This is a genomic window from Acidovorax sp. LjRoot38 (assembly GCF_964252975.1).
Taxonomy (GTDB): Bacteria; Pseudomonadota; Gammaproteobacteria; order Burkholderiales; family Burkholderiaceae_C; genus Acidovorax; species Acidovorax facilis.
Window position 1 is genome coordinate 86736 of the sequence record NZ_CAXUPT020000002.1, and the last position, 13195, is coordinate 99930.

10 protein-coding genes are annotated in these 13195 nt (G+C 68.2%); 5 read left to right on the top strand and 5 right to left on the bottom strand.

Features of this window, described 5'->3' with window-relative positions; genetic code table 11:
* Positions 1–100: 100 nt before the first annotated feature.
* Together ACSQ22_RS02955 and ACSQ22_RS02960 are read left to right on the top strand one after the other, a co-directional pair.
* Positions 101–1075: a Bug family tripartite tricarboxylate transporter substrate binding protein gene (locus ACSQ22_RS02955; RefSeq protein WP_055400334.1), complete on the top strand. Its 975-nt coding sequence runs from the start codon at positions 101–103 to the stop codon at positions 1073–1075.
* Positions 1072–2076, top strand: a complete 1005-nt coding sequence (locus ACSQ22_RS02960; protein ID WP_436129378.1) for a succinylglutamate desuccinylase — start codon at positions 1072–1074, stop codon at positions 2074–2076. Before ACSQ22_RS02955 ends, ACSQ22_RS02960 begins: the two co-directional genes overlap by 4 nt.
* Before the next feature lie 119 nt (positions 2077–2195).
* Here the strand turns inward: ACSQ22_RS02960 and ACSQ22_RS02965 are convergent, their stop codons facing one another.
* A complete protein-coding gene (locus ACSQ22_RS02965; RefSeq protein ID WP_228897157.1) occupies positions 2196–3170 on the bottom strand; it encodes an EamA family transporter in 975 nt (324 codons plus the stop codon).
* Positions 3167–3607 (bottom strand): acyl-CoA thioesterase, encoded by a 441-nt coding sequence (locus tag ACSQ22_RS02970; RefSeq protein WP_436129379.1) that lies wholly within the window; start codon positions 3605–3607, stop codon positions 3167–3169. The genes ACSQ22_RS02965 and ACSQ22_RS02970 overlap by 4 nt, the downstream gene beginning before the upstream one ends.
* A gap of 259 nt (positions 3608–3866) precedes the next feature.
* Here ACSQ22_RS02970 and ACSQ22_RS02975 point away from each other — a divergent pair, with 259 nt between their 5' ends.
* On the top strand, positions 3867–5852 hold the full coding sequence (locus ACSQ22_RS02975; RefSeq protein ID WP_436129380.1) for a methyl-accepting chemotaxis protein: 1986 nt from the start codon (positions 3867–3869) through the stop codon (positions 5850–5852).
* 132 nt (positions 5853–5984) lie between these two features.
* Here the strand turns inward: ACSQ22_RS02975 and ACSQ22_RS02980 are convergent, their stop codons facing one another.
* Together ACSQ22_RS02980 and ACSQ22_RS02985 are read right to left on the bottom strand one after the other, a co-directional pair.
* Complete coding sequence (locus ACSQ22_RS02980) at positions 5985–7364, bottom strand: ATP-binding protein (protein ID WP_436129381.1); 1380 nt, start codon at positions 7362–7364, stop codon at positions 5985–5987.
* Positions 7361–8134: a response regulator gene (locus ACSQ22_RS02985; RefSeq protein ID WP_436129382.1), complete on the bottom strand. Its 774-nt coding sequence runs from the start codon at positions 8132–8134 to the stop codon at positions 7361–7363. Before ACSQ22_RS02985 ends, ACSQ22_RS02980 begins: the two co-directional genes overlap by 4 nt.
* A 227-nt stretch (positions 8135–8361) precedes the next feature.
* On the opposite strand from ACSQ22_RS02985, the gene ACSQ22_RS02990 reads away from it, so the two are divergent.
* Positions 8362–8958, top strand: coding sequence for a hypothetical protein (locus ACSQ22_RS02990; protein ID WP_436129383.1), 597 nt, complete (start codon positions 8362–8364; stop codon positions 8956–8958).
* Positions 8959–9011: 53 nt separating this feature from the next.
* On the top strand, positions 9012–9983 hold the full coding sequence (locus tag ACSQ22_RS02995; RefSeq protein WP_436129384.1) for an alpha/beta hydrolase: 972 nt from the start codon (positions 9012–9014) through the stop codon (positions 9981–9983).
* Positions 9984–10054: 71 nt separating this feature from the next.
* On the opposite strand, the gene uvrA is transcribed toward ACSQ22_RS02995, so the two are convergent.
* Positions 10055–13108, bottom strand: coding sequence for an excinuclease ABC subunit UvrA (uvrA, locus tag ACSQ22_RS03000; RefSeq protein ID WP_436129385.1), 3054 nt, complete (start codon positions 13106–13108; stop codon positions 10055–10057).
* Positions 13109–13195 lie beyond the last annotated feature (87 nt).

Consider the following 13195-nt stretch of genomic DNA (forward strand, 5'->3'; position numbering starts at 1 on the left):
CAGAACCCATTTGGCACACCTCAGTGCCATTTCAGCACCACAGACGTGTGCCCGCCTTTTCACAATGGCTCCACCCACAAGAACTTCACTGGAGCCCCGCATGCAAAACACTCCCTCCCTGCGCCGCACCGCCTTGCTGTGTGGCATGGCCCTCCTGGCGGCCCCAGCGTTCGCACAGGATGCCTATCCCTCCAAACCCATCACCATTGTGGTGGGCTACCCACCCGGCGGCAGCACCGACCTGACCGGCCGCAACGTGGCCCTGGAGCTGAGTGCCAAGCTGGGCGTACCGGTGGTGATTGAAAACATCGGTGGCGCAGGCGGCGCGATTGGTGCACAGAAGGTGGCGAGCAGCGCACCCGACGGCTACACCTTTTTGGTGGGCGCCAGCAACGAGATTGCCATCAACAAGCTGGTGACCAAGAAGGTGAAGTACGACGTGAAGGACTTCACCGCCATCGGCCTCATCGCCTCGCAACCGCTGGTGCTGGTGGCATCCACCGGCGCGGGCGTGAAGAACCTGGCCGAGTTCACGCAGAAGGTGTCCAAGAACCCGGGCAAGTTCAGCTACGGCAGTTCAGGCGTGGGCACCTCGCTGCACCTGGCGGGCGAGATGGTCAAGGAGCAGGGCAAGCTCTTCATGACGCACATCCCTTACCGGGGCGTCGCGCCGCTCACCAACGACCTCATGGGCAACAACCTGGAATATGGCGTGTTCGTGCTCTCCAGCGGCCTGCCACACATTAAGAGCGGAAAGGTGATCGCCCTGGGCACCACCGAAGCCAAACGCTCCGCCGCCACACCGGACATCCCGGCCCTGGCCGAAACCCCGCAGTACAAGAACGTGGACATTGGCGTGTGGTTTGCGCTGATGGGCCCGGCCAACCTGCCCAAGCCGGTGTTCGACAAGGTGAAGAAGGCGCTGAACGACACCCTGCAGTCGCCCGATTTCAAGAAGAAGATGGAAGCCAGCGGCTCCACCGTGGCTGCGACCACGGTCAACATCGACCAGTTCCTGGCGGCCGAAGTCGCCAAGTACAAGAAGATTGTGGAATTCGCCAAGATCGAAGAATGAGCAGCAGCACCGCCCCCCAAAACACGGCCGTTCCACCGCTGGCCTTCGAGCTGCCCGCGCCCGACATCACCGCCTGGCGCGTTGGCAACACCGGCACCGAAGGCGTCTGGCATTTCGACTCGGGCGAACCCGGCCGCCACGTGATGGTCAGCGCGCTGGTGCATGGCAACGAGCTGTGCGGCGCCTGGGCCTTGAAGGGCCTGCTCGAAGCGGGCGTGCGGCCGCAGCAGGGCACGCTCACGCTGGCGTTCTGCAACCTCGATGCGTTCGACCGGTTTGACGCGAGCAACCACGACGCCTCGCGCTTCACCGACGAAGACCTCAACCGCCAATGGCTGGAGGAGCGCATCAACGCAGCCGATACCAACGAGCGCCGCCGCGCCGCCGCGCTGCGCCCGTTTGTGGCGCAGGCGGACTGGCTGCTCGACATCCACTCGATGCACGAGCCCTCGGCCCCACTGCTGCTCACCGGCATCCAGCCGCGCAACCTGGAGCTGGCGCGGGCCATGCGCTCGCCCGAGCACATCGTGGTGGATGCGGGCCACAAGGACGGCGTGCGCATGCGCGACTACGGCCGGTTTGGCGCGCTGGAGGACCACAACGGCAACAGCACCCGTTCGCTGCTCATTGAATGTGGCTTCCATGGCGACCCGGCCAGCCGCGTCGTGGCGCAGGACCAGTGCGTGCGCTTCATCGAACAGTCCGGCGCCCTGAGCGCCGACGCCCTGGCGCAGCAACTGCCCGGCTGGCGCCTGCCCGATGCGCCCCGCCAGTGGGCGCTGGAGGTGACCGGCCCCGTGGTGGCCACCAGCAGCGCCTTCCGCTTTGTGGCGCCCTACACGGGGCTGGAGCTGTTTGAAAAGGCTGGCACCGTGATCGGCGACAACGACGGTGTGCCGGTGACCACGCCGTATGACAACTGCGTGCTGGTGATGCCGTCGGTGCGCCAGGCGAGGGCTGGCGTGACGGTGGTGCGGTTCGCGCGGCGCAGGGCGCTGTAAGCGCTTAGCAACAGCTCAGTAGCGGCGCAACAGGCGCACTGCAGAGGCGGTGGGTGGCAGGAGCCTCCGCCTCTTCCCCTTCAAATACTATAAATTTAATAGCTGTTAGCGCTTATCCATCAAGCGCTAGAGGCCATTTTTGCTTGTATTTTTGGCCCCAACACCACACAGGCCAGAGCTGCCACCACCAGCACAATCCCCGCCCACTGCCAGGGCGCCACACCCTCGTCCAGCAGCAGCCAGCCTGCGGTAAGCCCCACCACCGGCACCGCCAGGCTGAAGGGCGCCACGCGGTTGGCAGGGTAGCGCTGCAGCAGGTTGGTCCACAGCGCGTAGCCAACAATGGTGGCCGCCCAGCCCAGGTAGGCCACAGCCGCCCACGACAGCAAGGGCACATCCGCCAGCGTTTGCCACTGCAGCCAGCGTGCGGCGTCAGGGTCGAACACGGCAGACAGCGCCACAAAAGGCAGCACCGGCACCAGGCTGCTCCAGATCACAAACGCCAGCGGATCAAACCCCGGGCTTTGCTGCTGCGCCAGGCGCGCCACGATGTTGGACGAGGCCCACATGGCAGCGCCGCACAGCGTCAGCAACAAACCGGCCAGCGTGGTGGCCGCCGCCACACCCACCCCGGAGCCCGGCCCCACGTAGTTCATCGCAAAACACACCAGCCCCAGCGCGGCCAGCACCATGCCCCACCGCAAGGGCAACCCCGGCCGCTCGCGCAGCAGCGCAAAGCCGAACAGCGCGGTGAAGAACACCTGCGTCTGCAGCAGCACACTGGCCAGCCCGGCCGTCATGCCCACCTTGAGCCCGACAAACAGAAAACCGAACTGCCCCACGCCCTGGAACAGCCCGAACAACAGCACCCAGCGCCAGTGCATGCGCGGCGGGCGCACCAGCAGCACCAGCGGCAAGGCGGCACACAGGTAGCGCGCGGCGCCCAGCTGGAAGGGGCTGAAGCTGCGCAGCCCCCATTTCATCGCAACGAAGTTGACGCCCCACAGGACCACCACCACCAGGGCGGCCAGCAGGTCGCGCGCACGCAGCGGGCCACCTACCGGGCCTGGAGGGCCGGATACAGGCGCCGTCACTGCGCTGCCCGCGCAGCGTCGATGTGTGCCTTCACCCGCTGGGCCAGCGCCATGTCGCCGGGGGTTTCGGGGCTCCATTTGTCGATGGCACGGGGCTGCTCGTCGGCATCCACGGCGGTGTAGACCGCCACACAGTGCAGCACCTCTCGCAGCGGCTCGCCATGGATGCCACCGCTGCGCACCTCCACGGCCAGGTGCATGGCGGTGTCGGTGGTGGACGCCAGGCGCGCATGCACCTCCACCAGATCCCCCGGGCGAATGGGGTGCACAAAATGCGCGCCGCCCACAAACTCGGTGATGCACGGCCCCTTGGCCCAGGCGCAGGCGCAGGCAAACCCGGCCTCGTCCACCCAGCGCAGCACGGTGCCACCGGGCACACGGCCGGCCTGGGGCAGGGTGCTTTGAGACGCCAGGAAGCGCAGGGTGATCGATTGCATGCCAGGTGCTCCAAGGGGCGGATGTTGGGGCCATTATTCTCCAGCGCGCCCTCTGCCGCCGCCCCGCCTCCATGCCTCCAAAGACGCCCCGCAGGTCGGCGGAAATTGACCTGAGTCAAAACCCTACTCAAAACAGCCCCCTACATTGCGTTACATCCCGCGCGGCCTGATGGAGGGCCGCATCCCAGTCGGCGGGTGCCGACACCCCGCCCCCTGAGGTCTACCCTTTTGCGCACACACCCACCGTGCGCCTACTGCCATGTCCCTTCTTCACCGCTTGAACCTGCTCGAAAAATTCCTCATCCTGGGGACACTCGGGCTCATGATGAGTGCGCTGCCCACCTACCTGACGGTGCGCGATGCGCTGCACGCCATTGGCCATGCGCGCCACGAGGCGCAGGGCATGGTCCCTGCGCAGGCACTCACCCGCCTCGTGCAGCAGATGCAGGTGCACCGGGGCCTGTCGGTGGGCATGCTGGGCGGCGACGAAACCCTGGCAGCACGCCGCCCCGCTGCGCGCGATGCCGTCAACGCGGCGCTGGACGATGCCACCACCCGCTTTGCGGCCGCCAAGGTGCCCGCCGCCCAGATGGCCGCCTGGACCCAGGCCCAGCAGACCTGGCGCACGCTGGAGCAGGCCGTGGCCGCACGCAGCATCGAGCAGGCCCAGAGCACGGCGCAGCACACGCAGCTCATCGCGTCGCTGCTGCAGCTCAACGAATCGTTGCTGCATGCCTATGGCCTGCAGATCGACCCCGACGCCGACACGCACGCGCTGATCCAGGCCTCGCTGGTGCAGGCGCCCATGCTGGGCGAAAAGCTGGGCATGCTGCGCGCGCAAGGCGCCAGCGCGCTGGGTAAACGCGAGCTGACGCCCCAGGGCAAGGGCCAATTGCTGGTGCTGCAGCAGCGTGTGGCCGAGCTGCAGGCCGACACCTTCCGGGGGCTGGACCGCGCCCTGCAAGGCAACCCCGATCTCCAACGCGCCCTGGGCAGCAGCGCGCAGGCCGTGCAGAGTCAGATCCAGCAATCGCTGCAGATGGCCGAGCGCGATGTGATCAACGCCAGCGAACTCCAGCTGCCTTCCAAGGACTATTTCGACGCCTTCACCCGCACCATCGAAGCGCTGAACGCGCTCAACAACCTGTCCATGGCCAGCCTGGACCAGGCGCTGCAGGCCCGGGTGTCCGACCTGCAGCGGGGGCTGCTGTGGGTGGCTCTGGCGCTGGTCGTCACGCTCTCGGCCACCAGCGGCATGGCGCTGGTGTTTGTGCGCTCGATGACGGTGCCGCTGTCGCAGGCCGTGGCGCTGTCACGCGCCGTGGCGCAGGGTGACCTGAGCGGCGCCCCGCTGGCCCACGGCACCAACGAAGTCGGCCAGCTGCTGCAAGCGCTGCAGCAGATGCGCAGCCAGCTCACGCAGGTGGTCCGCCAGGTGCGCAACGGTTCTGAAAACGTGGCCACGGCCAGCGTGCAGATTGCCCAGGGCAATACCGACCTCTCGGCCCGCACCGAAAGCCAGGCCAGTGCGCTCGAAGAAACCGCCGCCTCGATGGAGCAGCTCAACGCCACCGTGCGCCAGAACGCCGACAGCGCCCAGCAGGCCAGCCAGCTGGCCGCGAGCGCGAGCACCGTGGCCACCCAGGGCGGCGAGGTCGTGGCGCAGGTGGTCAACACCATGCAGGGCATCAACGCCGCGTCGCAGAAGATCTCGGACATCATCGGCGTGATCGATTCCATCGCCTTCCAGACCAACATCCTCGCGCTCAACGCGGCCGTGGAAGCCGCCCGCGCGGGCGAGCAGGGCCGGGGCTTTGCGGTGGTGGCCAGCGAAGTGCGCAGCCTGGCCGGACGCAGTGCCGAGGCCGCGCGCGAGATCAAGGCTCTCATCAGCGCCAGCGTGGAGCGCGTGGAACAAGGCACGGCCCTGGTGGACCGCGCGGGCAGCACCATGACCGAGGTGGTGGCGTCCATCCGCCGCGTGACCGACATCGTGGGCGAGATCAGCGCGGCCAGCCACGAACAATCGCTGGGCGTGGCCCAAGTGGGCGAGGCCGTGACGCAGATGGACCAGGTCACGCAGCAAAACGCCGCCCTGGTCGAGGAAATGGCCGCCGCCGCCAGCAGCCTGCAGAACCAGGCCGAAGACCTGGTGCAGGTGGTGTCGGTGTTCCGTCTGGGGGACGAAGGCCAGGGCCAGGGCCAGCACAGGGCACCACGCCCCACAAATTCGCTACGAATTTAATAGCTATCAGCGCTTATCCAACAGGCGCTAGCGGCCATTTTTACTCAAATTCTGCGCCCCCGTGGCTCCGCGGCGCTGCGCGGAGCGGTGGATGGACCGGGCAGCCCGCTCGCTCCACCGTTGCGCATCCGTTCACGCCGTCGCAGGCTCACCACCCGGCCCCGTCTGCGGTAGCACCAGCCGCGCGCGCAGCCCCTGGCCGGGGGCGCTGTGCAACTCCAGCGCACCCCCCTGGGCGCGCGCCACGCGCTCGGCAATCGCCAGACCGAGCCCGGCCCCCGGTGCGCCCGCACGCGCCGTGCCGCCGCCACGTGCAAAAGGCTGGCGCATGCGGTCGATCTCTTCGGCGGTGATGCCGGGGCCCTGGTCCTGCACCTCCAGCCATACCTGGGTGGCGTCTGCCCCCGTGCGCAGCACCACCGGCGGCGCACCGTGGCGCCAGGCGTTTTCCACCAGGTTGTCCAGCGCGCGGCGCAGGGCCTGGGGGCGCACGGGCACGTCGGGCAGGGGCCCCAGTTCCAGCACCAGCGCGCGGCCGTGGTCGGCCTGCGCCTCGGCCACGGCCTGGGCCAGGTCGTTGAGCGATGCGGTGGTAGGCGCCTCGGCCTCACCGCTGCGTGCGAACTGCAGGAACTGGCCCACGATGCCATCCATCTCGTCGATGCTGCGCGCCATGCTGGCCGCCAGCGGCGCATCGACCTGCGCGCCGGCAATCTCCACCCCCAGGCGCAGCTTGGTCAGCGGCGTGCGCAGGTCGTGCGACACACCGGCCAGCATCAGGGCGCGCTCGTGGTCGGCGGTGGTCAGGCTCTGTGCCATCTGGTTGAAGCTGCGCGCCACGGTGGCGATTTCTTCGGGCCCATCATCCGGCAGGGTTGCGGGCGACTGGCCTTGCGCCAGTTGCTGCGCCGCGCCCACCACCTGCACCAGCGGGCGGTTGATGTGGCGCTGCAGCCACCACGCGCCCAGCAGCGCCAGCAGCATGCTGGCCAGCGTGGCGGCCAGCCAGGCGCCGGTGAACTCACGGGTGGGGAATACGCTGGGGAGGTTGAGCCAGTAGTCAGTGCCCTCGTGCACCATGCGCAAGGCCAGCACGCCGGTGCTGTCGCGGCGCCACACAGGTTGCGGGGGTTGTGTTTCAGCATCGCCCGCCCCCAGGCGGCGCGACACCGCCTGCACAAACTGCCGCTCCAAGGGCGACAGCAGACCGCGCCGCGCTGCGCTTTCTGGCAGAGCGGGCGGTGTGGCCTGCGCGGCCTGCCGGTTGAACGCCTCCACAAACGCCACGCGCTGCGCCGGAGGCAGCGCCTGCAGCCCGGCCCGCAGCGCAGTCACGTTGCGCGCCACGCCATCGGCCACCTGCGCCACACGGGGCTTGAAGATCATCTGCCGCACCAGCACCGCCGCCACCAGCTGCCCCAGCACGATGAGCGCAGCCATCAGCAGCAGGTTGCGCCCCAGCAGGCTGCGCGGCCAGAGCCCCCAGCGGCGGCTGGTTGCGAAGGCCATCATGGCTGGCGCCCTCCACCCGGCGCAGCGCCATCGGGCACAAACACATAGCCCACCCCCCACACGGTGCGGATGTGGCGCGGCTGGGCCGGGTCGGCCTCGATGAGCTTGCGCAGGCGCATCACCTGCACGTCGATGCTGCGGTCGGTGGCGGTGTGGTCGGGGCCGTAGGCCAGCGCGATCAGCCGGTCGCGCCCCAGTGGACGGTGCGGCTGCTGGGCCAGCGCCTGCAGCAGTGCGAATTCGCCGGTGGTCAGGGGCACGTCCTGGGCACCCTGACTGTGGTTGTCGTCGCGACCATCGTTGCGCTCCAGCCGGCGCTCATCCAGCCACAGCGTGAACGCGCCAAACACGATGCGCCCGCCCGCCTGGCGCGGCCCGGTGTGGGCGCCCAGCACGCGCTGGCGGCGCACCATGGCCTGGATGCGGGCCAGCAGCTCGCGCGGGTTGAAGGGCTTGGGCAGGTAGTCGTCGGCGCCCATCTCCAGGCCGATGATGCGGTCCACCGGGTCGCCGCGTGCGGTGAGCATGAGGATGGGAATGGTCTCGCCCTGCGCACGCAGGCGGCGGCAGATGGCCAGGCCGTCCTCGCCCGGCATCATCACGTCGAGCACCAGCACATCAAAGCGCTCGCGCTGCAGCAGCACATCCAGCGGGCCCGCGCCATCGACCGTGCGCACGGTGTAGCCCTGGTCGCTGAGGTAGCGCTGCAGCAGGGCACGCAGGTCGGGCTCGTCATCGGCGACCAGGATTTTGGCCAGGGGGTCGGTCATGGGCAGGGAGCAACGTGGCAAGTGAAGGCGGCGTGGTGGCAATGGTAGGCGCTACTTGGACGGTACGGCGGGCCATGCACCCCCAGCCATGACAAGGCATGACGGAGCCGCGGTCGTTTGTCATGGTTTGTCATACATCGGCGGATTACTGCCATCAATGGCTCACACCCGGGACCCACAGTACGGCCATGCCAAACCCCAAGGCAAACCCCAAGGAGTCGACCACCATGCCTTTGCTGCCCCACCCCGCTGACAACGACCTGCTGCACCGCCCCGCGCTGGCAGCGGGTGTGCTTGTGCTACCCGCCCTCGCCACCCTGGGGCTGAGCGCCGTGCTGGCGCTGGCCGCCCCCACCGAAGCGCAGGCCCGCACCCGCCGGAGCGTGGAACACAACGCCGATGGCAGTACCACCACCCACACCGGCGTGGCCCGCAGCGGCCCGAACGGCGCGGTGCTGCGCGGCCGCACCGCCACCACCGATGGGCAGGGCAACGGCAGCGTCACCCGCCGCGGCGCCGCCGTGGGCGCGCAGGGCGGGGTGGCCGCACGCCAGGGCAGCACCACCCGCAGTGCAGACGGCAGTGCCAGCCACAGCGGCACGGTGTCCGCCCAAAATGCCCAGGGCAGTCTGCACAGCAGCGGCGGGGCGAGCCGCAATGCCGACGGCAGCGTGGAGCAGGCCCGCAGCACCACCGCCACCAGTGCGGCCACCGGCAACAGCGTGCAGACACAAAGCAGCTACAGCAAGGACAGCGGCTTGAGCCGCAGCGCCACCTGCTATGACGCGAGCGGCACGGCCATGGCTTGTCCGACGCGGCCTTAACACCGTCTGGACCCAGCCATCGATTGCCGCCCTCTGAACTCAGGAGCCTTGCCATGTCCCTGCGCCGCATCCTCACCTTCACCACCCTCGCCGCGCTCACGCTGGCCACCGCCAGCGTGCAGGCCCAGACCACCGCGCACAACGGTGGCCGCCTGCGCGCCCTCATCGCACAAAAGCAGGCCGCCGCCGCATCGGCAGCCCTGTCGGCAGGCGTGCAGCGCATCGCCGATGTGCCCTACGGCACCGACCCTGCACAGCGCATGGATGTGTATGTGCCCACCAGCCCCACCACCGGTACCAACAGCCTGGTGGCCAGCGCGGTGCGCGCGCCCGTCATCTTCATGGTGCATGGCGGCGGCTGGCGGCATGGCGACAAGGCCATGGGCCGCGTGGTGCAGGAGAAGGTGAACCGCTGGGTGCCCAAGGGCTTCATCCTCATCTCCATCAATTACCGCATGCTGCCCGACGCCCCCGTGGCCGTGCAGGAGCGCGATGTGCAGGCCGCCCTCATGGCCGCGCAGCAGCGCGCTGGCACCTGGGGCGGGGACCCGAGCCGTTTCATCCTCATGGGCCACTCGGCCGGTGCCCACCTGGTGGCCCTGCTCAATGCCCGCGCCCCGCAGGCACTGCGCGATGGCGCCTGGCCGTGGCTGGGCGCGGTGTCACTCGACAGCGCCATGATGAACGTGCCCGCCCGCATGCGCGCCCCGCACCTGCCGCTGTACGACGACGCATTTGGCACTGACCCGGCTTATTGGGTGGCCATGTCGCCCTTCCACCAGTGGACGGTAGGCGCCCCGCCCATGCAAATGGTGTGCTCGGCCCAGCGTGCGGACGACCCCTGCCAGCAATCCGATGCCATGGCCCGCCATGTGCGCAACCAGGGCGGCCGCGCCGAGGTGTTGCCGCAGGACCTGGACCATGGCGAAATCAACGCCCAACTGGGCCTGGACAGCGATTACACCCGCGCGGTGGAGGCCTTCATGGGATCGCTGGACGCTGAGGTGGCCCGGCGGCTGCAGTGATGCAGCGGCAATTTGCTACCGAATTAAGAGCTGCTAGCGCTTTATAGATAAGCGCTAGCAGTCACTTTCATTCATTTTTTTGCCCGCAGGTAGGGCACCAGATACCGCCCCGTATGGCTGGCCGGGTTGGCCGCCAGCTCCTCGGGCGTGCCCACGCCCACCACGGTGCCACCGCCCGCACCACCCTCCGGCCCCATGTCGATGAGCCAATCGGCGGTTTTGATCACGTCGAGGTTGTGCTCGATGATGACGATGGTGTTGCCCGCGTCGCGCAGCTGGTGCAGCACCTTGAGCAAGAGATCAATGTCGGCAAAGTGCAGGCCGGTGGTGGGCTCGTCCAGGATGTAGAGCGTGCGGCCGGTGTCGCGCTTGCTCAGCTCCTGCGCCAGCTTCACGCGCTGCGCCTCGCCACCGGAGAGCGTGGTGGCCGCCTGGCCCAGGCGGATGTACGACAGGCCCACATCCAGCAGCGTCTGCAGCTTGCGCGCTATTGTTGGAACGTCCTTGAAGAAGGCGGCGGCGTCTTCCACCGTCAATTCCAGGATCTGCGCGATGTTCTTGCCCTTCCACAGCACTTCCAGCGTCTCGCGGTTGTAGCGCTGGCCGTGGCAGATGTCGCAGGGCACGTACACGTCGGGCAAGAAGTGCATCTCCACCTTCACCACACCGTCGCCCTGGCAGGCCTCGCAGCGGCCTCCGGCCACGTTGAAGCTGAAGCGCCCGGGGCCATAGCCGCGCTCCTTGGCGGTATTGACCTCGGCCATCAGCTCGCGGATGGGGGTGAACAGGCCGGTGTAGGTGGCGGGGTTGCTGCGCGGCGTGCGGCCAATGGGGCTCTGGTCGACGTTGATGACCTTGTCGAAGTACTCGATGCCCACGATCTCGTCGTGCGCGGCCGGTTCTTCGTGCGCGCGGTACAGCTGGCGGGCCACGGCGGCGTACAGCGTGTCGTTGACCAGCGTGCTTTTGCCCGAGCCCGACACGCCCGTCACGCAGGTGAGCAGCCCCACGGGGAAGTCCACCGTCACACCCTTCAGGTTGTTGCCCGTGGCGCCTGCCACCCGCAGCGCCTGCAGGGCGCCCTGGCGTGCGTGGTGTTCGGCCATGCGTTCGGCGCGGCGTTTGCTGGCCTCGGTTTGCGGAAAGCGCGACTTGGCCTTGGCCTCGACCACGGGAGCAGTCTGCTCCAGCACCGGCAGCCAGGGCGTGCGGCGCTGGGGCACGGCAATCGAGCGCACGCCCGACAGGTACTGGCCCGTGAGCGACTGCGTGTTGCCACGCACTTCGTCGTACGTGCCCTGCGCCATCACGCGCCCGCCGTGCACACCCGCGCCGGGGCCCATGTCGATCACATGGTCGGCGGCGCGCATCATGTCTTCGTCGTGCTCGACCACGATCACGCTGTTGCCAATGTCGCGCAGGTGTTTGAGCGTGGCGATCAGGCGGTCGTTGTCGCGCTGATGCAGGCCGATGCTGGGCTCGTCCAGCACATACATCACGCCCGTCAGGCCCGATCCAATTTGCGAGGCCAGGCGGATGCGCTGCGCCTCGCCCCCGGAGAGGGTCTCGGCGCTGCGGTCCAGGCTCAGGTAGCTCAGGCCCACGTCGTTCAGGAACTGCAGGCGCGTGGCGATCTCGCGCACCACCTTGTCGGCGATCTCGGCCTTGGCGCCCGTGAGCTTCAGGTCGTTGAACCAGGTGTGGGCGGTGTTCAGTGTGGCGTGGCTCACTTCAAAGATGGCGCGGGCCTGCTCGCCCTCGCCCAGCCGCACGTGGCGGGCTTCGCGGCGCAGGCGAGTGCCGTGGCATTCGGGGCAGGGCTGGGTGCTGCGAAAGCGCGCGAGGTCCTCGCGCACCACCACCGAATCGGTCTCGCGGTAGCGCCGCGACATGTTGGGGATGATGCCCTCGAACGGGTGCTTCTTGGCATACACCTTGCCCTTGGAGGCACCGCTGTCCATGATGTAGCTGAAGGCGATTTCTTCCTCGCCCGAGCCGTGCAGGATGGCGTGCTGCACCGGTGCGGGCAGCGATTCAAACGGCGCCTCGATGTCAAACGCGTAGTGCTTGGCCAGGCTCTCGAGCATCGCAAAGTAGTAGCCGTTGCGCCGGTCCCAGCCCTTGATGGCGCCGCTGGCCAGGCTCAGCGTGGGGAAGGCCACCACACGCGCGGGGTCGAACACATCGCGCTGGCCGATGCCGTCGCACGCCGGGCACGCGCCCATGGGCGAATTGAACGAGAACAGGCGCGGCTCCAGCTCCGGCAGCGAATAGCTGCAGACGGGGCAGGCGAACTTGCTGCTGAACAGGTGCTCTTGCCCCGTGTCCATCTCCAACGCCAGCACGCGGCCATTGCCCTCGTGCCCGCCCACGCGCAGCACCGCCTCGATGCTCTCGGCCAGGCGCTGCTGCAGGTCGGCCCGCACCTTGATGCGGTCGATCACCACGTCGATGTTGTGCTTCTCGGTTTTCTTGAGCGCGGGCAGGTTCTCGTGCTCGTAAATCTGGCCATCCACCCGAAAGCGGACGTAGCCCAGCGCCTGCATCTGCGCGAACAGCTCGGTGAACTCGCCTTTTTTCTCGCGCGCCACGGGGGCCAGCAGCATGAGCTTGGTGTCTTGGGGCAGGGCCAGCACGGCATCCACCATCTGGCTCACCGTTTGCGCGGCCAGCGGCAGGTTGTGGTCGGGGCAATACGGCGTGCCAGCGCGGGCGTACAGCAGACGCAGGTAGTCGTGGATCTCGGTCACCGTGCCCACGGTGGAGCGCGGGTTGTGGCTGGTGGCCTTCTGCTCGATGGAAATCGCGGGCGAAAGGCCTTCGATCAGGTCGACATCGGGCTTGTCCAGCCGCCCCAGAAACTGCCGCGCATAGGCCGACAGGCTCTCCACATAGCGCCGCTGGCCCTCGGCATACAGCGTGTCGAACGCCAGGCTGGACTTGCCCGAGCCCGACAGCCCGGTGATCACCACCAGCTGGTTGCGCGGGATGTCGAGGTCGATGTTCTTGAGGTTGTGCGTGCGCGCCCCCCGGATGCTGATGCGCTGCTCACGCAGGGCGCGGGCGAGGTAAAGACCGCTGCTGTCGGCAGCTTGGGCATCGGTGGGGGAATGGGAGTCGGTCACGGAGTGGGGAAACAGCAGGGAAACCGACCATGATAGGTCAAGCCCCATGCCCTGTGTTGCAGCTACTGCCATGCCAGTACCATTGCA

Excerpts from the sequence above, each read along its gene's own strand:
- ACSQ22_RS02955 (WP_055400334.1), top strand. The coding sequence starts at position 101 with ATGCAAAACACTCCCTCCCTGCGCCGCACCGCCTTGCTGTGTGGCATG.
- ACSQ22_RS02960 (WP_436129378.1), top strand. The coding sequence starts at position 1,072 with ATGAGCAGCAGCACCGCCCCCCAAAACACGGCCGTTCCACCGCTGGCC.
- ACSQ22_RS02970 (WP_436129379.1), bottom strand. The coding sequence starts at position 3,607 with ATGCAATCGATCACCCTGCGCTTCCTGGCGTCTCAAAGCACCCTGCCC.
- ACSQ22_RS02975 (WP_436129380.1), top strand. The coding sequence starts at position 3,867 with ATGTCCCTTCTTCACCGCTTGAACCTGCTCGAAAAATTCCTCATCCTG.
- ACSQ22_RS02980 (WP_436129381.1), bottom strand. The coding sequence starts at position 7,364 with ATGATGGCCTTCGCAACCAGCCGCCGCTGGGGGCTCTGGCCGCGCAGC.
- ACSQ22_RS02985 (WP_436129382.1), bottom strand. The coding sequence starts at position 8,134 with ATGACCGACCCCCTGGCCAAAATCCTGGTCGCCGATGACGAGCCCGAC.
- ACSQ22_RS02990 (WP_436129383.1), top strand. The coding sequence starts at position 8,362 with ATGCCTTTGCTGCCCCACCCCGCTGACAACGACCTGCTGCACCGCCCC.
- ACSQ22_RS02995 (WP_436129384.1), top strand. The coding sequence starts at position 9,012 with ATGTCCCTGCGCCGCATCCTCACCTTCACCACCCTCGCCGCGCTCACG.